A 17,024-nucleotide genomic window follows, 5' to 3' on the forward strand; every position below is an offset into this window, starting at 1 on the left:
CCGTGGCTGAGCATCGGGTGGCAGGGAAGACGCACCGCATTCATCGCCGGGAACTGCTGGCTGGCGGCGCCCTCCTGGGGACCGGAGCACTGCTGGCCAGCCAGATCAGGCTCGGTGAGGTGTTGGGGTTGATCCGGCGGGCGGAAGCCCGGGAACTGCCCGCCGGCGACTATGACCTGGCAAATCCCGAAAACATCCTCTATTCAGTCTGCCAGCAGTGCAACACCCAGTGTGGGATCAAGGCCAAGCTGCGCGACGGCACTGTGGTGAAACTGGACGGCAACCCCTTCAACCCCTGGAATCTGGACCCGCATCTCCCGTACCGGACTTCACCCTTTGCCACAGCGACGGTGGACGGCCGCCTCTGTCCCAAGGGGCAGGCCAGCATCCAGACGGCCTACGACCCCTATCGCATCGTTAAGGTGTTGAAACGGGCTGGGAAGCGGGGCGAGAACAAGTGGATGACCATCCCTTTCGAGCAGGCCGTCGCTGAGATCGTCGAAGGCGGCTACCTCTTCCGTCACGTCCCTGGCGAGGAGAACCGGCGGGTGGAGGGGCTCAAGGAGATGTGGGCTCTCCGCGATCCGAAGCTGGCTGCGGCCATGGCCGGCGATGTGGCGGCGATTCGGGCCCGGAGGACCCCGGCGGAGAAACGGCAGGCCGTCGAGGAGTTCAAGGTCAGGTACAAAGATCACCTCAACGTGCTCATCGACCCTGACCACCCCGATCTGGGCCCGAAGAACAATCAGCTCCTCTTCCTCTGGGGGCGCCTGAAGGCAGGTCGCGGCGAACTTATCCGCCGCTTCACGGTTGATGCCTTCGGTTCCGTCAACGCCCACGGGCACACCACCGTCTGCCAGGGATCTCTCTACTTCACCGGCAAGGCCATGAGCGAACAATACCGGGACGGGAAGTGGACCGGTGGCCGTAAGTTCTTCTGGCAGGCGGATCAGGAGTCGGCCGAGTTCATCATCTTCGTCGGGGTGAACCCCTTTGAGGCGAGCCAGGGCCCCACCAACCGGGCCCAGCGGATCGCCCACCGCGCCAGGGAGGGCCGCCTCAAGTACGTGGTCGTCGACCCCATCTTGAGCCGGACTGCGGGGACCCTGGCCTGGAAGTGGCTGCCCAACATTCCCGGCACCGAGGCCGCCGTGGCCCTGGCCCTGGTGCGCTGGATCATCGACAACCGCCGCTACGATGAACGCTACCTGCGAAATGCCAACAGGGCGGCGGCTGCAGCCGACGGCGAGCCCACCTGGACCAACGCCACCTGGCTGGTGAAGGTGGACAAGGATGGCGTGCCCGGGAAGTTCCTCCGGGCTTCCGAGGCCGGGATTGCCCCTAAGGAGGTCCGGCCCCGCAGTGACGGCAGGGGCACGTACGAGTTCGACCCCTTCGTGGTCTCCCTGGGCGGGCGCCTCCTCCCGTTCGACCCCTACGACACAGGTACTCCAGTCGAGGGCGACCTGGAGGTCAGCACCGAGGTCGCCGGCATTAAGGTCAAGAGCGCTTTCCAGGTTCTCGCCGACCAGGCCCGGGCGCGCACCATGGCGCAGTGGGCGAGACTGTCAGGGTTGCCGCTCAAGGATCTGGTGGAGGTCGCCCGCGAGTTCACCAGCCACGGCAAGAAGGCGGCCGTGGACATCCACCGGGGCGTCTCCCAGCACACCAACGGTCTGTACAACTGCACTGCGTGGTATGCCCTTCCCTTGCTAATGGGGAGCTTCGACTGGAAGGGCGGCATGGTGGCCGGAGCAACCTACGACCACACCGGCGGCAAGCCGGGTCAGCCGTTCCCGCTGGGACGACTTCATCCCGGGAAGACCACGGCCTTCGGGATCAGCATCATCCGCCACGACGTCAACTACGAGGACACCACGCTCTTCAACGGATACCCGGCGAAAAGACAGTGGTATCCCCTGGCCAGCGACATCTACCAGGAAGCCATCCCCTCCGCCGGGGACGCGTACCCCTATCCCATCAAGGCCCTGTTCATCTACATGGGCACGCCGGTCTACTCGCTGCCCGCCGGTCACACCAACATCGCCATCCTGGCCGACCCGGCAAAGATCCCGCTGGTGGTGGCCAGCGACATCATAATCGGCGAGACCTCCATGTACGCCGACTACATCTTTCCGGACTGCACCTACCTGGAGCGGTGGGAGTTCGCCGGGACGCAGTTCTCCGTGCCCTGGAAGGTACAGCCCATTCGCCAGCCGGTCATCGCCCCCTTGACCGAGACCGTGCGGGTCTTCGGCCAGGAGATGCCCTGTGACCTGGAGGCAATGCTCCTTGCCCTGGCGGAGAAGCTGGGCCTGCCCGGCTTCGGCAAGGACGGCTTCGGCCCCGGGCAGGACTTCCGACGGGGCGAGGACCTCTACCTGCGCATGGTGGCCAACGTGGCCGCCGGGGAGCGGGCGGACGGCTCCGACGCCGTACCCGACGCCGACGACCGGGAGGTGGAGCTTTTCATCAGATCCCGGCGGCATTTGCCCCCGGTCGTCTTCGACCCCGATCGCTGGGCGGGCGTGGTGGGCCCCCGCTGGTGGCGGAAGGTCGTCTACGTCCTCAACCGGGGCGGTCGGTTCGAGGATTACGAGCGGGCCTACGACGGTGAGCAGCTCCGCAACAAGTACGGGACGCTGATCAACCTCTACCAGGAGAAAACGGCTACCACCAGGAGCGCCATCACCGGGAAGCCCTTCGCCGGAGTGGCCAACTACACTCCGGCCCCCCGCGACCTGCTTGACCGGCCGGTGACGGATGCGGGGTACGACTTCCGACTCCTCACCCACCGCGTGGTGTTCCACACCAAGAGCCGCACCATCAGCAACTACTGGCTGCTGAACATCCTTCCGGAGGGTGAGTTCCTGATGAGCAGCCGGGACGCCAAACGGTTAGGGCTCAAGAGCGGGGACCGTGTGCGGGTGGTCTCTGCGACTAACCCGGAAGGGGTGTGGGACCTGGGGCACGGCCGCAAGAAGCCCATGGTCGGAACGGTGAAGGTCATCGAGGGGATCCGCCCCGGCGTGGTGAGCTTCTCCCTGGGTCACGGCCACTGGGCCTACGGCAGCCAGGATGTGGTGATCGACGGACGCCGCATCAGGGGGGATCCGCGGCGGGCCAAGGGGCTGCACGGCAACGCCGCCATGCGCACGGATCCCTCCCTGCCCAACACCTGCCTGGCGGATCCCGTGGGGGCCAGTGCGGTATTCTTTGACACCCAGGTGCGGTTGATCAAGATCTGAAGAGCCTGCGGATCGAAGGCTCGAGCACCCGGGGCCGGCCTTAACAAAACCTTACCCCCTGCTTAATGTGCCGTTTACATCTCTACCACACCTGGAAACTTACTCTGGTCCGCGGAGGCGATTGGGAGTTCACCTTCGCGAGGAGGGAGGTGCCGCCCCGTGAGTTACGCGTTTCTTATTCCGCTGCTGCTCGGGTTCGCCCTGGGAGGCGCCAGCGCCTTTACCGCGGCGTACTCTCACTGGTGGGGTGACCGGGGCGGGCAGGCGGCAACCATGATCTTGAGGAACGCGCTGGGGATCCCGCTGTGGGTTGTTGGGTACATCCTGGCCTGGCGGGACCCGGCGCCGTTCCTGTTCGTCCCTGTGGGAGCAGCCCGGACCCTGGCATGGCTGCTTGTCGCCGCTGGCACGGTGCCCGTGATCTGGGGCCACCTGCAGCTGGGCCTGCGCACCCACATGCCGTCGGTGCGCGATTCGCTGGTGCGCACCGGGCTGTACGCCCGCATGCGTCACCCCATCTACGCCGGCGTCGTCCTGGTCTTCGGCGGACTGGCGGTGCTGCGTCCGACGGCACCGGTGCTCGTGGCGTCTTGTGTCGGGATCGGCTGGGCCCTCGTCCAGGCCCGCCTGGAAGAACTGGACCTGGTAAAACGGCTGCCGGCGTACCGCGAGTACATGCGGCAGGTGCCCCGCTTCTTCCCTCGCTTCAGATGAAGCGTTCTGTCTGCGCGGTGGGAAGCCTCTGCCGCACGCTCCGGACCTTCGCAGCCGTGATACAGGTACTGCTGGCGTGGCAGCGGGTGGAGGCAGCAGTCCTGCCGACCGTCGACGGCCGCATCGCGGAAGGAGAATATGCCAGCCATTACCTGGCCCCGGGTATCGGCATGGAGGTGCACTGGACCGTCGAGGGCGACTTCATCTCCTTCGGCCTCCGGGCTCCTGCTCGGGGCTGGGTGGCCATCGGGTGGGATCCCACCGGGCCGATCATGGAAGGGGAGGACATCATCCTCGGATACATCCGCGGCAAAGAGTTGTTCCTGCAAGACTACTACGCCAGCAGTTCGGTGACACACGCCAACGACGTGAGCCTGGGCGGTCGGGATGACGTGCTGGAGTCTTCGGGGTCGGAAGACGAGCGGTACACGACCATCGAGTTCCGCCGTCGCCTGGACACCGGAGATCGGTTCGACAGGCCCATCACGCCCGGACCCCACACCGTACAGCTCGCCTACGCGCCCGGCGATGACTTCGTCACCTACCATGGGGAGAAACGGACCGTCGTCACCATCGACTTCTTCGCCGGCGGCGCGCAGGAGGCCGGACTCTTCGCCCGGCCGCGGTCACTGGGCGGCGGCCGCGGTCCCCTGGTGCCCTGGCTGCGGACCCTGGCCGCCGGCGCCATCGCCATCATCAGCGTCACCGTGGCCTACCTCCTCTGGCCGCGGCCGATGCGCGGAGGCTGAGCGCCATGCAGCCGATGCCGGGTGAGACCGGTCGGGTCGCCTGGCACGTGATCACCGCGGAACTGCATACCGGGATGCTCACGCTGGCTTTCGCCAGCCTCGCCATCCGTATGGCGGGTGTGTGGGTGCGGGCGGAGAACGGGCTATGGCGGGGGCTGGTCCGGCTGGCCGAGCCCACGGCGTTCCTGGCCGCTGCCGCCGGCTTGCTGGCCCTGATAGCCAGCATCGTCACCGGGATGCTCTACACCTGGCCGGCGGAGGTCTTGCTGACGTCTTCGATTGTGCTCAACAAGATGGCGCTGACGGTCTTCTCCGCGACATTCTGGATTCTCGCCGTGCTGGTCCGTGCCGTGTACGGACCGCGGCTGTGGGGCCGGGCCCGGCTGCGGGGGCTCTACTTCGCGCTGGGCGCCGGCGGCTTCCTCAGCCTGATGCTGGTTGAGTCGACCGGCGGGCACCTGGCGGGGAAGCGCAGCATGCTGGATGGGATCCTGCATGGCCTCGGCATCAACACGCACATCCTCTTTGCTCTCTCCCCTCCTGCCGCCTATCTCATCGTAGTTCTTGCCCTGCTCCTTGTCGTCGCGGCGGGAGTGCGGCGGGCCCTCTGGCGCCGCGGTCTGGTGCGGCGCGTTGAGCCGCTGGAGGAGACCACAGCGTGAGGATGCCCTGCGTGGGGTGATTCTGGTGCCACTGGGGGAGAGGTGATGGTGAACACGGCTGTTGGGCTGGCGGAGGAGCACATCGCCGACGCCGCCCGGGCGCTGCTGGATCGCGGACAGTTCAGGCTCCAGCACCGGCCCGGGCTCGCCTGCCGCGTCCGCCTGGCATCCTTCACCGGCCGCGTGGACCCGGCGCACCGGCCGGACGGGCTGACCATCACCCTGGGGCACATGCTCCACTTCATCCAGGAGCGCCTGGCCGCATACCGCTCCGTGCTGCACAGCGCTCATTTCGGCGCCCACTGCTCGACCTCCTCAAACTGATGGAGAAGCTGGAGGTCGAGCTGGCCTTCGGTGGGTAGCGGGCCGGGCCGCGGCGTGGCTATCGTCGTGGCCGGAGTCGTCCTGCTGCTTGTGGCGGTGCGTATGGCTCCCGCCTTCTTCAACGAGCGGCCGGCGGGCGAGATCGGGCACGCCCACGGTCTTGCCGTCGACCCGACGGTTCGAGACGTACTCTGGATTGGCGGACACAGCGGTCTGGTCAAGGTGACGGCGGGCAGAGTCTGGCGGCAGATCGGTCGTCAGCGATACGACATGATGGGGTTCGTGATGTCACCCGCCGGCGGGGGCACCATGTTCACCAGCGGCCATCCCGGTCCACACGACCGCAGGCCTGACCCTCTGGGTGTGGAGGTCAGCAGGGACCGCGGGCGGACCTGGCGCTCCCTGGCGCTGGCGGGCCAGGCCGACTTCCACGCCCTGGCCGTCAGCACCGCCAACCCACAGGTCCTCTACGCGTGGAACGTCTTTGGGCGCGAGGGCCTCTACCGCAGCCGTGACGGGGGTCGGAGCTGGACGTCGCTAGGGGCCCAAGGACTGGGGCAGGTCTTCGCCCTTGCCGCCCACCCGCAGCGCCCCGAGGTCGTGCTCGCAGGTACCGCCGGCGGCCTGCTGGTCAGTGAGAACGCGGGAGAGATCTGGACAACGCGGGCGGGCCTGGGGAAGGTCACCATTACCGCAGTGGCCACCCATCCCCGGGACCCTCGCGTCATCTACGCCTACGGCGTGCCGCCCGGGCCGGGGCTCGTCCGTAGCTTTGATGGAGGCGTGACCTGGACCAGCCAGGGGTTCTTTCTTGGCTCGGCAGACGCCGTGGAAGCCATGGCGGTTGACCCGGAGGATGCCGACGTCCTCTACCTGGCCACCTTCAACGGTGACCTTTACCGTTCGCCAGACGGTGGCCGGAGCCGGGAACAGTGGCTGGTCCGCGGCAAGATTCTCTATGAGCGTTGAGCATCCCGGCTGCCCTTAAAACAACCTTAAAGGCCTCTTAGACTGGCGTTAACCATTACTGCGGGCCGGTCCCTACGCTTGTCTTGGAGTCACCCGGCGCGGACTCCACGCCGGCATCACCCGCCTGCTGCGTATTGGTGATGTGGCCATAGCTGCCGGCGCGGGCCGGCCAGCCCTGCTGCAGGGGCTGGTCGATCAGCTGGCCCTATTCTGCTGGGTTAGTGGTCGCCCAAAGCGGACGGATCATCTGGAGCCGCGCGCCGGTAGCGGTGCAGGACGTGCTCGTCAAGGGCCTGCAGTCGTCTCCCATCCCCGCGCCACCCCAACTCTCCGGTCTGCGGTGGGTGGGGGATGTCCCCCTGGTGATGTACGTGGGGCGATTGGAGACGGCAGCCCCAGGGGCCGACGCGGCCATCGCCGCGGCCATCGATCTGCGGGGGAGCCAGCTTGCGGGTGCGGTGGGCACGCTGGCGCCGGTGACCACCTGGCACGTCGGGGTCGTCAACAGGGCCGGGTGGGTATGGTCGGCCCGCCTCAGTTGCTGTTCACCAGACGCGAGCACCCGGAATTCTTGGCCTCCCTCATCCGCACAGGGCGCCCCCGCGTTGCCTGGACCGTGGAGGGCGAGATTGCCGCCATCCCCCACGTCATGGCGTTCGCGCCGCTCCCTGGGGCGTCGCCTATGGCCAGGCGGAGCCGGTGGTGATGGAACCCATCGTGCGGTTGCCGGCTGCTGCTGACGGTGTGGAGCCTGGCCGTGGTCGTGGCTCTCCTGTACGCCTGGCGCGACACGCGCGCCGTGATCGCCCCCCTCAAGGACCTAACCGTGGCCGCGGCCCGAATTGCCGACGGCGACCTGGGGGCACCGATCACCACCGTTCGTAGCGACGAGGTGGGCGCGCTCGCGCGGTCGTTGTGACCAACCCACCCCCAGGCCGAGGTGCAGATCATCCGGATCGTCCAGGAATCCCTAACGAACGTGCGGAAACACGCCCAGGCCCGCAGGGTCCGGGTCTCGGTGGCGCAGGAAGGCGGCGCGCTCCTTATTCAGATCGCCGAGGAAGGGAGGACGGGGAAGTGACCAGGCGCATCCGGCTGTTGCTGGTTGATGACCATGCGCTGTTCCGCAAGGGGATAGCTCGGCTTCTGGCGTCGCGGGCCGACATGGAGGTAGTTGGCGAAGCGGCCGACGGGGAGGAGGCCATGGCGCAGGCGCTGGCGACGAAGCCTGACGTGGTGGTGATGGACATCTACATCAGCACAGACACAGTACGGAACCATATCCGGAGCGTCCTGGAGAAGCTCAACCTGCGGAACCGGCTGGAGGCAGCCGCCTACGCCGCCAGGATCGGGCTCATTGACGCCGGGCATCCCGGGGAGAACCGCGGCGTGCGTTGATCCGGTCAGGCGAGGTGCGACCAGTGCATGCATCGCTTATGCCACGGCCTCTTCTTGCCCGATTCCTGTGGGGGCGGAGCCGCTCCAGGCGGGGCGGCTCCGGTCCCACCGTCCGGCCGGCCCGTCCGGATCGTCGGCCGGGTGCGACTCATTGACTTCGTCACGGCGGTCACCGGGGCGGTGGTGTGAGCGGTGTTGGGTGGTGTACGTGGTGTTGACCCCGAGCGGTCAGTGATGCTACATTACCTCCCGGACATGCAGACTGCAGGGTATCACTCACTGCGTTTTCTCCCTCGCGCCCGGAATTGCATCTGTTCAGGGCGGAGACGCCGGTCCGGCTAACTGCGCGGCTGGCCCTCCGCCTTTCCTGGTCTAAAGCCTAAACTGAGCAATTCTTAAGCCGGAATCCTTGCAGTGTGATCGGTGGCACCGGCACTGCCGCCCACTGCAGGGGGATCAGGGAGGAAGCGACCATGGGAAACCTGGTTTTTCCCCCAGACCGCCATCCAGCGGACACTGCGCAGGTTCAGGGGGGTGACAAACCTGTGGAGCCCTGCGGTCCTCACTGCTGCACCGCGAGATACGTCGCCGGCAGCCAAGGGGCGCGCGTCCGCAGGCGCGAGTTCCTGATCAGGATGGGCCAGCTGGGGCTGGCCACGCTGGCCCTCTCATCTTCCTTTCAGACGGCGGCCGCACAGGGGCGGCGGAAGGTGAAGCTGGGGTTCTGCAGTCAGGTCCTCTGCATCATCCCCTACGAGCTGGCACGAGCGCAAGGCTACTACGCCGACGAAGGCCTTGAGGTCGAACTGGTCTACTTCCGTGGAGGGACCGCGGCGATGCAGGCCCTGGTGGGCGGTGCCGTGGACTATGTGGCCACCTCCTACGATGTCGCAGTGGCAGCCTTTGGCCGCGGGGCAAACATCGTCAGCTTCTTCTCTACCGGACGACTGCCCTTCTTTGCGCTGGCCGTCGCCCCCAGGGTTGCCAGCGAGCTTCGCCGCCTTGCCGACCTGCGGGGACGCGTCATCGGCGTCTCCGCGCTGGGCAACGCGGACCATCAACTCTCGGTCTACCTCCTGACACGGGCGGGGGTGAGCCGGGACGCTGTCCGTTACGCCATTGTGGGCCCGAACCTCTATGATGCGCTGAGGGTCGGCCACGTGGATGCCGGGATGGTGCAGGAGCCCGCCGCTACCCTTATCGAGCGGGCGGGAGGCAAGGTCCTGGTCAATCTGATGGAACCCCAGCAGGCCCGACGGTACCTGGGCGGGCTCTATGCCCACATGGGCGTCTCGCTGCGCCGGGAGGAGTGGGAGCAACGCCGTCAGGAGATGCGGTCTCTGGCCCGGGCGCTCAGGCGTGCGCTGCGGCTCATCCGGTACGGGACGCCACGGCTCTTGGTCGACGCCCTGCCTGCCGAACTCATCGCCGGCGGCGATCGGGCGCTTCTGGAACAGGTCCTGGGCCGTCGCCGACGAGCGCTCTACACCGAAGACGGCCGCATCGACCCGGACGCCGTCCGCCGGGTGGTCGAGGTGGCACGCCGCACAGGGGCCCTGACAGACGAGGTAGACGTCAACCGTCTGGTCAGCAACGCCATTGTGGATAGCCTGTGAACGCGCTGGAGATCCGTGACCTTGCGGTGCGGTTTGGGAGCAGACAGGTCCTGCACCGGGTCTTTCTGGAGGTACCGGCCGGCAGGTTCGTCAGCCTTATCGGCCCATCAGGTTGCGGCAAGACGACTCTGCTCCGGACCGTCGCCGGATTGGTTCGCCCCACCGCAGGCACGCTGCGCCTGCTGGGCCGGTCTGTGGAGGGCTGTTCGCGCGAAGTGGGAATTCTGTTCCAGGAAGACGCCCTTCTGCCGTGGAGGACAGCGCGCGAGAACGTGGCGCTCGGCCTGCGCTTCCGCGGCATCTCCCCTGCCGACGCGCTCCGCGAGGCCGATGCCTGGCTGGAGCGCGTGGGACTGGGAGGCTTTGGTGCCTACTTCCCGTATGCCCTCTCGGGGGGTATGAAGAAGCGCGTCGCCCTGGCCCAGGTCCTGGCCACACACCCGCGCCTGCTCCTGATGGACGAGCCCTTTGCCAGTCTGGACGCCATCGTGCGGAGTCTCCTTCAGGCTGACTTCCTGTCCCTGGTGCGGGAGGCCGGCGTCACCGTACTCTTGGTCACGCACGATCTCGAGGAAGCCCTCCTCCTCTCCGAGAGCGTGGCCCTCATGTCCGCTGGCCCGGCGGCCCGCATCACGCAGGTCTATGCAGTGCCTTTCCCCTATCCCCGGGACCTCATCGGCCTCCGGGTCAACCCCACCTTCGGCCAACTCCTGCAGCAGATCTGGGCAGACCTGCAGCGTGAAGTGGCCCGGATGGGATGGGGGGTGACGGCATGAGGCGCGCTGGCGCTCTGGTCGCCCTGTTGGCCCTCTGGGAGGCGGCGACACGCCTGGGCGCGGTGAGCCCGCTGCTGGCGCCTCCTCCTACCCGCGTGGCCACAGTGCTCCTGGGCCTGATGGCCAGCGGCAGGCTGTGGCCCCACTTCGCCGTCACCATGCTGGAGGCTGGCGGCGGGTTGATCCTGGGCGTGGGTGTGGGCGCGGTCTTGGGGCTGGCCGCCGCCCTGCTCCCCCCGCTGGCGGATCTGTTGCAGCCGGCTATGACGCTCCTTAACGCCGTACCCAGGGTGATCCTGGCCCCACTGTTCGTGATCTGGCTGGGGATCGGTCTCGCGTCCAAGGTCGCCCTTAGCTTCCTGCTGGTGGCGGTCACCGCGTTCTTCGCGGTGTACTCCGGCATCCGCGAGGTGGATGCGCGCCTGGTGGATCGGGTGCGCACCCTCGGGGGAAACGGCCTCCATCTCCTGTGCGAGGTCTACCTTCCGTCGGTGGCCGCCTGGTTCCTGGGCAGCCTCAAAGTCGCGGTGGGGTTTGCCTTTACCGGCGCCGTTGTGGGCGAATTCGTTGCCAGCAGCCGGGGGCTGGGTTACCTGCTCTCCTTCGCCCAGAGCACTTACAACGCCGCGCTCACCATCGCCCTCATAGCGCTCGTGGTCGTAGTGACCTTCTCGATCTTTGTGGCGTTCGAACGCCTGGAGCGGTGGGTGTTCCGCTGGAAGCGTGGGCACCCGGTCGCAGAGCCGCTCCGTGCTCTGCCCGACCGGCAGGCGTCCGCAGGCCTCGCCGGCATCGGGGAGGAGGGTGTACAGCCCTCCGGTCCTCCTGTGAACTAGTCCACCGCGCAAGCCGAGGATGCCCGGAACGCTCACGGGCGACTACTGGCAGGGGGTCTCTTTGTAGCCGCACAATAGCCCAACGCGGCCATGGCGCCGCCGCGCGCCATCCGCTATCCCTCCTGGTGAGGATCGGCGCGAGGCGTCGTGGTGGAGATCTCGCCGCGGTCCGTCCGCGTGGTCATCCTGTACCGCACAGCCCTCTTCGGGGAAGGGCTCGCTACCCCAACGCCCTGCCGATCCGCGTGAACCCGCGCCGGAACGTCCTGGACCTGTACTCGCGTATCAGCATGACCGCCAATGTCGAGCGCCTGATCTCCCTCCTCGTGGTGCAGGCTTACGGCCTGCCGCTGGGGCTCCGCCTCGGTGGCGCGGGCCTCGTGTGGTCGGGACCGATCCACGCCCCCCGGGCGGCCGAGGAGCCGGCACCGGTGGTCCGCCAGTTCAGGGTTGCCATGATCATGCTGGGGGAAGGCGACCTCGAACAACACCGCTGGCTCCCCGGGACGATCGTGGTGAACCGGGGGGACACGGTCATCCTGCGCGTCACGAACGCTGACCAGGATGCAAGTCATGGATTCGCCATCGGGGGCTACGACATCTTCGAGCCAACCATCCCCCGGGCGGACAGAAGACGTACCGCTTCGAGGCGAAGACGCCGGGGATCTTCCTGTTCTCCTGCGCGCTCCCAGGGTGCGCCGAGGACCACGCCGAGCAGGTAGGGCAGCTGGTGGCCCTGGGGGTACCGTAGGAGGCCGGGACGGCTGAGGAACGGTGGACTTTTCCCGACGGGGCTTCCTGAGGCTCGCGGCCGCGGCTGCCTGCGCGCTGGCGGGGTCGCTGGGGGGGCGCTGCGCTGGCCGGGCCGGTACGGCCGCCGCGCTGTGCCTGCCTACATCGCCGACGCTTCCACCACCGGCCACCTGGTCCACCTGGACGGGCTGCCCATGGCCCGAGGCCCGGTGCCGGCCTACGTGTCGCCGCCCCCTCCATCGCCCACCGCATCTTGGACCGGGCGGCCTTCGTCACCGCCGTGGTGGCTAGCGTCTTCGTGACGCGGCGCATCCTGGCCATCATCCATCTCATGCGACAGGCCAGCGCCCGCATCGCCGGCGGCCAGTACAGCGAGCGCGTCCCTATCACCTCGGGCGATGAACTGGGCCAGCTGGCGACGCAGTTCAACCGGATGGCGGAGACTCTGGAGCGGGTAGAACAGGCCCGCCGCGACCTGATCGCCGACATTGCCCACGAACTGCGGACGCCCCTGGCCAGCATCGCCGGATACCTGGAGGCGATGATGGACGGCGTCATCTGCCCGGAGCCTGAAACGCTGAACCGCGTCCGCCGGGATGCCGCCCGCCTGCAGCGCCTGGTGGACGACCTGCAGGAGCTCTCGCGCGTCGAAGCGCGTCAGTTGCCGCTGCAGCCGCGGCCCATCGACGTCCGCGAGCTCGTCGAGACGACCGCAGGGCGGATCCGTCCCCAGTTTGACGCCAAGGGGGTCGAGCTGCGGATCGCCACTGCCGCCGGGCTGCCGCGAGCCGTGGCCGACCCGGACCGGAGGGTGCAGGTGCTGACCAACCTCCTGGGAAATGCCCTGCAGTATACACCCACGGGCGGCAGGGTGGAGGTCCGAGCAGGTCCGGCACACGGCATGGTGACCATCGCCGTCGCGGACACCGGGATCGGGATCGCTCAGGAGCACCTCCCGCATGTGTTCGACCGATTCTACCGGGCGGACAGGTCCCGCACCCGCGCCAGTGGAGGCAGCGGCATCGGGCTGACCATCGTCAAGCACCTGGTGGTCTACCAGAGGCCGAAGGCGGGCGCCACGGCCATGGACCTGCACGACTGGTCACGGGAACGGTCGTACTTCCTGGGGTTGGAGCCGAAGGTCGAAGGCAGCGTCACCGACGTGGAACGGAAGGGCAAAGACCCGGTTATGATCATGCTCGCAGCGGGGAAGAGCGCCACCATCAAGTTCATCCCGAAGAAGACCGGCACATTCGAGATCGGCTGCTTCATGCCGGGGCACTACGAAGCGGGAATGAAAGCGGCCCTGGGCGTCCGCTGATCCTGATTTTCACGTCTTCTTCACACTGTTTCCATGGCTGGTTCGCAGAGGTGCGGTACCGTTGTCGCAGAGACTCTTTGAGAAAGGGGCGTGAGCAGGATGATGGGCGGTTTCGGCGCGATGGGTGGCGGGGCGATTGTATTCCTGGTGCTGCTGGGCCTCCTGGTCTGGGCGGTTGTCAGCGGCATCCGGAGGGTGGGACCGGCGTCCTCCCCGGCATCAGACGCACGGGCCCTGTTGAACGAGCGGCTGGCCCGAGGGGAGATTTCCGTTGAAGAGTACCGGAAGCTGCGCGAGGTCCTGCAGTAGCCACGAGGGACGAGCCATGAGCTTTGGCGGGATGCTGCTGTGGACGGCTCTGTTCTGGGTGGGCGTGACTGCCCTGGTCCTCTGGGTGGTGGGCCTGCTGTTCCCGCGGGTACCATAGGTGATGACAATCAGAGATCCGCTGGCCATGCCTCCGCCTTAAGAGAACCTTAACCTGCCCATAACCTGTGATTAACCACGCCTCGTGTCTTGCTTGTTAGGTTGGGGGCGGAGGTGAGGGCCATGACGGGTGCTGGATGGGTTGCGCTGGTGATTGTGGGAGTCCTGGCAGGTCTTCTGGCCAGCTATTACCGGCTCGGCGGCCGGACCATGCCCGCCGGCTGGCTTGGGGGCGTCATCGCGGGGCTGGTTGGCGCGTACCTGGGCGGCGTGTGGATCGGAAAGTGGGGGTGGAGGCTCGGCGGGCTCAACGTCATCGGAAGCGCTCTCGGCGCGTTGGTGATCGCCTACATCGTGGAAGCGTTCGGGGCCAAAACAGCCGCTCCCGACATGCCGCACCACCCTGACATGAGGTAGTTTCAGCGGGCCCCGCAGATGTGGTGCCACGTTCCCCTGCTCCTCCCGGTGCTGGGGCTGGTTCTCTTCTTCGTCCTCCCGTTCCCTGTGGCCGCGCCGCTCTACACGGTTGTGGCCATCGCATCCTGGCTTCTGTACCGGCTGACCATGCAGGCCCTCCGCCTTCCCGTGAAGACGGGGTCGGAGGGCATGGCCGGCGGACTGGCTTACGTCGTTGACCCACTGTCCCCCGAGGGCGTCGTCCGGTACGGCGGGGAGCTCTGGCGGGCGGTGGGCGACGAGCGCATTGAGCGGGGGCAGGAGCAGCCCTGTGGTCCCCCCGGAGACCGGTCGAGATGGGGCGGTCAGGCTTCTCTGGCGGTCGTGCTCCTCTTCGCCGCCGCTTTGCTGGCCGCCCAGGTGGGGACAGAGCGGACTATCCGCCGCGAAATCGGCGTGGGCTCCACGCGGCTACAGGAGGTGAGTTATCAGTTGCGCCGGGCCGAGGCCGCCCGGCAGAGGATGGAACGGGAAGTGACGGTGCTGCGGGAAGAGGCGGCGGAGCTGGCCCATGCGGCGGCAGAGGGTGAGGAGGGCCTGCGCCGGCTGACCGGCGAGCTGCATCGGCTGAAGGCCCTCGCCGGCCTGACGCCGGTAAGCGGTCCGGGCATTGTCCTGGAGGTGCGCGACAGTCCCCGCAAGGCGGGGCCGGGCGAGGACCCGAACGATGTGTTGGTGCACTATACCGATCTGCGGGCAATCCTCAACGACCTGCTCGCTGCAGGCGCGGAGGCCATCGCCATAAACGGGGAACGGTTTGGCGCCACATCGGCCATCGTCTGCGTGGGGACCACTGTGCTGGTCAACGGCAAGCGCCTGGTTCCACCGTTCCGCATCGAGGCCATTGGGGATCCCGCCAGGCTGAAGGGCCATGTACTGCGACCTGAGGGTGCAGCAGGGTTCTTGCAGGCATTCGGATTCCCGGTGACGGTGGCGGTCAGCGCAAAGCTGACCCTGCCCGCCTATCGCGGCGCCTTGCCCCAAGGGCCCTCTCGCCTCCTCTTAAGCAAGTCTTAATGCCCGGATAAGGCGCGGTTAACATCTCCCGCTCCCGCCCGGTCTATGGTGAAGGCAACGTGTCGTGGGCACGTCCATCCCGGAATCTAAGGAGCGATGTCAGCGGCATGGACGACCATGAGGCGGCGGTTCAGCCCCGACTGCGGGCGGGTCCAGCGCCCCGACCGTCAAGAGTCGATGGCAGGATCCTTCGTGCGCTCCCGTTAGGTGTGCTGGGTGCTGTGGCCCTGGTCGGGTTCTACATTATCGTCGTATGGCTCGGCTCAAGGTCCTGGGCGCACGCTGTCCAGCTGCTCCTGGCCGACCGCTACTACGTCGTCGCTGTGGCCCTGGGCTTTGGCATCCAGATCGGCCTGTACGCCCACGTCCGCGGGCTGTTGCGGGATTCGGCCGGACTCAGGTCCTCCACGGCCATCGCCGCCGCGGGCACCGGGACATCGACGACCTCCATGGTCGCCTGCTGCCTGCACCACGTCGCCGACGTCCTGCCGGTGGTCGGCCTCACCGGCGCGGCGGTATTTCTCTCCGACTACAAGGTCCCGCTGATCATGGTTGGACTGGCTACCAACGGCATCGGTATCGGCCTGATGGGCCGGGTCATCCGCCACCACCGCCGCACCGGCGCAGCGACAGGCTTTCACACCACGAAGCCTGCGACGGAGAAGGCTGCCCACTGCCAGACGCCGGGATAGCGGCCTGAGGGCAGCACCAACGCGGCTATGGAGCTCCTCAGCGGTCCCGCATACGCCTATGGCCTGTGGGGCTTGGTTGTGTTCAATGTCCTCCTGTGCGCGGGGAGATCTGGTGACCGACGGCCTTTACCGGTACGTGCAGCACCCGCAGTACGGCGCCCTCTTCCTCTTCACGTTCGGGCTACTGGTGCAGTGGCCAACCATCGCCACGCTGCTCATGTGGCCCGTGCTGGTTGCCGCGTACCTCCGTCTGGCCAGGCGCGAGGAGGCTGAACTGCTGGCACGATTCGGCGAGCGCTATGCTGCCTACGCGGCAGTGACGCCGCGTCTCTTCCCCCGAATGAAACTACTTTGCGTCACGGCTCGTTCACCGGGAGAGAGAAGTGCCCTTAAGGAAAACTTAAAGTCCGTCTAATCTGTCCTTAACCATGCACCTTCAGCCTCCGACTAGGATGGAGCCGGACCCTGCAGGTTGGCTCCGGGAAGGAGATGAGGGCAATGAACCGCCCGATCAAGATCGGCGCCTTCCTGGGCTGGCTGATCACATGGGTGCCGGCGAGGGTGGCTCGCGCGGTGCACTGATGGCGAGGAGCGTGAGCGGTCTGCACAGTGGGAGGAGCGCGCTCCGCGGCAGGCCGCTGCGGAAATTCGAGGTCCTCCTGCGCAGGGAGCGGGCGGAGGTGCTGGACCTCCTGGCGGCCTGGCCGGGCACCGAGACTGATCCCGTCGGCTACGGGCACACCCACCCCGCTGAGGCGGCGAGCACGCTCTACGACCGTGAAGAAGCACTGAGCGTGAAGGCCTGGCTCCTGCACCGGCTGGCTGAGATCGATGCCGCCCTTCAGCGGATTCGGGAGGGCACCTACGGCCGCTGCGAGGTATGCGGTAATCCCATCGAACGCCGGCGACTGGAGGCACTGCCCACAGCGCGCCTGCGGGTGAAGTGTCAGGAGCGGTTGGAGCGGGAGGCGCAGCGCGGGAGGCCCCAGCGTGTATGAGCTGATGGTTGAGGAGAACAAGAGGAGGCGGGGGATGCTGGCCCGTCTGAGTATTGGACCGGAGCACGA

The 17,024-nt window shown here is 67.2% G+C and carries 19 protein-coding genes; all 19 read left to right on the plus strand.

The window, feature by feature from the left end; genetic code table 11:
* Nucleotides 1-2 precede the first annotated feature (2 nt).
* The 19 genes from QN152_08940 (at nt 3) to QN152_09030 (ending at nt 16,955) form a co-directional block, all read left to right on the plus strand.
* Complete coding sequence (locus QN152_08940; GenBank protein ID MDR7539637.1) at nt 3-3,248, plus strand: molybdopterin-dependent oxidoreductase; 3,246 nt, start codon at nt 3-5, stop codon at nt 3,246-3,248.
* Nucleotides 3,249-3,407: 159 nt separating this feature from the next.
* Nucleotides 3,408-3,962, plus strand: coding sequence for a methyltransferase (locus tag QN152_08945; GenBank protein ID MDR7539638.1), 555 nt, complete (start codon nt 3,408-3,410; stop codon nt 3,960-3,962).
* A gap of 56 nt (nt 3,963-4,018) precedes the next feature.
* Nucleotides 4,019-4,711 (plus strand): DOMON domain-containing protein, encoded by a 693-nt coding sequence (locus QN152_08950; GenBank protein ID MDR7539639.1) that lies wholly within the window; start codon nt 4,019-4,021, stop codon nt 4,709-4,711.
* Between the two features lie 5 nt (nt 4,712-4,716).
* A complete protein-coding gene (locus QN152_08955; protein MDR7539640.1) occupies nt 4,717-5,373 on the plus strand; it encodes a hypothetical protein in 657 nt (218 codons plus the stop codon).
* Nucleotides 5,374-5,418: 45 nt separating this feature from the next.
* A complete protein-coding gene (locus QN152_08960; protein ID MDR7539641.1) occupies nt 5,419-5,697 on the plus strand; it encodes a hypothetical protein in 279 nt (92 codons plus the stop codon).
* Between the two features lie 30 nt (nt 5,698-5,727).
* A complete protein-coding gene (locus QN152_08965) occupies nt 5,728-6,666 on the plus strand; it encodes a hypothetical protein (GenBank protein MDR7539642.1) in 939 nt (312 codons plus the stop codon).
* Between the two features lie 757 nt (nt 6,667-7,423).
* On the plus strand, nt 7,424-7,585 hold the full coding sequence (locus QN152_08970) for a HAMP domain-containing protein (GenBank protein ID MDR7539643.1): 162 nt from the start codon (nt 7,424-7,426) through the stop codon (nt 7,583-7,585).
* A gap of 158 nt (nt 7,586-7,743) precedes the next feature.
* The gene (locus QN152_08975; GenBank protein MDR7539644.1) at nt 7,744-8,064 is read left to right on the plus strand and encodes a response regulator; all 321 of its coding nucleotides are present in this window, start codon (nt 7,744-7,746) and stop codon (nt 8,062-8,064) included.
* Nucleotides 8,065-8,699: 635 nt separating this feature from the next.
* Entirely contained in the window at nt 8,700-9,680 is a 981-nt protein-coding gene (locus tag QN152_08980) for an ABC transporter substrate-binding protein (protein ID MDR7539645.1), read from the plus strand.
* Nucleotides 9,677-10,456, plus strand: coding sequence for an ABC transporter ATP-binding protein (locus tag QN152_08985; protein ID MDR7539646.1), 780 nt, complete (start codon nt 9,677-9,679; stop codon nt 10,454-10,456). The genes QN152_08980 and QN152_08985 overlap by 4 nt, the downstream gene beginning before the upstream one ends.
* Nucleotides 10,453-11,292: an ABC transporter permease subunit gene (locus QN152_08990; GenBank protein ID MDR7539647.1), complete on the plus strand. Its 840-nt coding sequence runs from the start codon at nt 10,453-10,455 to the stop codon at nt 11,290-11,292. Before QN152_08985 ends, QN152_08990 begins: the two co-directional genes overlap by 4 nt.
* 245 nt (nt 11,293-11,537) lie before the next feature.
* A complete protein-coding gene (locus tag QN152_08995; GenBank protein ID MDR7539648.1) occupies nt 11,538-12,014 on the plus strand; it encodes a hypothetical protein in 477 nt (158 codons plus the stop codon).
* A gap of 284 nt (nt 12,015-12,298) precedes the next feature.
* A complete protein-coding gene (locus tag QN152_09000; GenBank protein MDR7539649.1) occupies nt 12,299-13,366 on the plus strand; it encodes an ATP-binding protein in 1,068 nt (355 codons plus the stop codon).
* Between the two features lie 99 nt (nt 13,367-13,465).
* Nucleotides 13,466-13,675, plus strand: a complete 210-nt coding sequence (locus QN152_09005) for a hypothetical protein (GenBank protein ID MDR7539650.1) — start codon at nt 13,466-13,468, stop codon at nt 13,673-13,675.
* 240 nt (nt 13,676-13,915) lie between these two features.
* Nucleotides 13,916-14,209, plus strand: a complete 294-nt coding sequence (locus tag QN152_09010; protein MDR7539651.1) for a GlsB/YeaQ/YmgE family stress response membrane protein — start codon at nt 13,916-13,918, stop codon at nt 14,207-14,209.
* An 18-nt stretch (nt 14,210-14,227) separates the two neighbouring features.
* On the plus strand, nt 14,228-15,265 hold the full coding sequence (locus QN152_09015; GenBank protein ID MDR7539652.1) for a DUF881 domain-containing protein: 1,038 nt from the start codon (nt 14,228-14,230) through the stop codon (nt 15,263-15,265).
* Between the two features lie 221 nt (nt 15,266-15,486).
* On the plus strand, nt 15,487-15,957 hold the full coding sequence (locus tag QN152_09020; GenBank protein ID MDR7539653.1) for a hypothetical protein: 471 nt from the start codon (nt 15,487-15,489) through the stop codon (nt 15,955-15,957).
* Between the two features lie 85 nt (nt 15,958-16,042).
* Nucleotides 16,043-16,372, plus strand: a complete 330-nt coding sequence (locus QN152_09025; GenBank protein ID MDR7539654.1) for an isoprenylcysteine carboxylmethyltransferase family protein — start codon at nt 16,043-16,045, stop codon at nt 16,370-16,372.
* A 178-nt stretch (nt 16,373-16,550) separates the two neighbouring features.
* Complete coding sequence (locus QN152_09030; protein MDR7539655.1) at nt 16,551-16,955, plus strand: TraR/DksA C4-type zinc finger protein; 405 nt, start codon at nt 16,551-16,553, stop codon at nt 16,953-16,955.
* Nucleotides 16,956-17,024: the final 69 nt, after the last annotated feature.

The organism is Armatimonadota bacterium (assembly GCA_031459715.1).
GTDB lineage: Bacteria > Sysuimicrobiota > Sysuimicrobiia > Sysuimicrobiales > Humicultoraceae > Humicultor > Humicultor tengchongensis.

What these genes read in the sequence shown, in the direction of transcription:
- QN152_09010 (MDR7539651.1), top strand. Translation starts at nt 13,916, where the DNA reads ATGACGGGTGCTGGATGGGTTGCGCTGGTGATTGTGGGAGTCCTGGCA.
- QN152_09025 (MDR7539654.1), top strand. Translation starts at nt 16,043, where the DNA reads ATGTCCTCCTGTGCGCGGGGAGATCTGGTGACCGACGGCCTTTACCGG.
- QN152_09005 (MDR7539650.1), top strand. Translation starts at nt 13,466, where the DNA reads ATGATGGGCGGTTTCGGCGCGATGGGTGGCGGGGCGATTGTATTCCTG.
- QN152_08980 (MDR7539645.1), top strand. Translation starts at nt 8,700, where the DNA reads ATGGGCCAGCTGGGGCTGGCCACGCTGGCCCTCTCATCTTCCTTTCAG.
- QN152_08960 (MDR7539641.1), top strand. Translation starts at nt 5,419, where the DNA reads ATGGTGAACACGGCTGTTGGGCTGGCGGAGGAGCACATCGCCGACGCC.
- QN152_08990 (MDR7539647.1), top strand. Translation starts at nt 10,453, where the DNA reads ATGAGGCGCGCTGGCGCTCTGGTCGCCCTGTTGGCCCTCTGGGAGGCG.
- QN152_08955 (MDR7539640.1), top strand. Translation starts at nt 4,717, where the DNA reads ATGCAGCCGATGCCGGGTGAGACCGGTCGGGTCGCCTGGCACGTGATC.
- QN152_09015 (MDR7539652.1), top strand. Translation starts at nt 14,228, where the DNA reads ATGTGGTGCCACGTTCCCCTGCTCCTCCCGGTGCTGGGGCTGGTTCTC.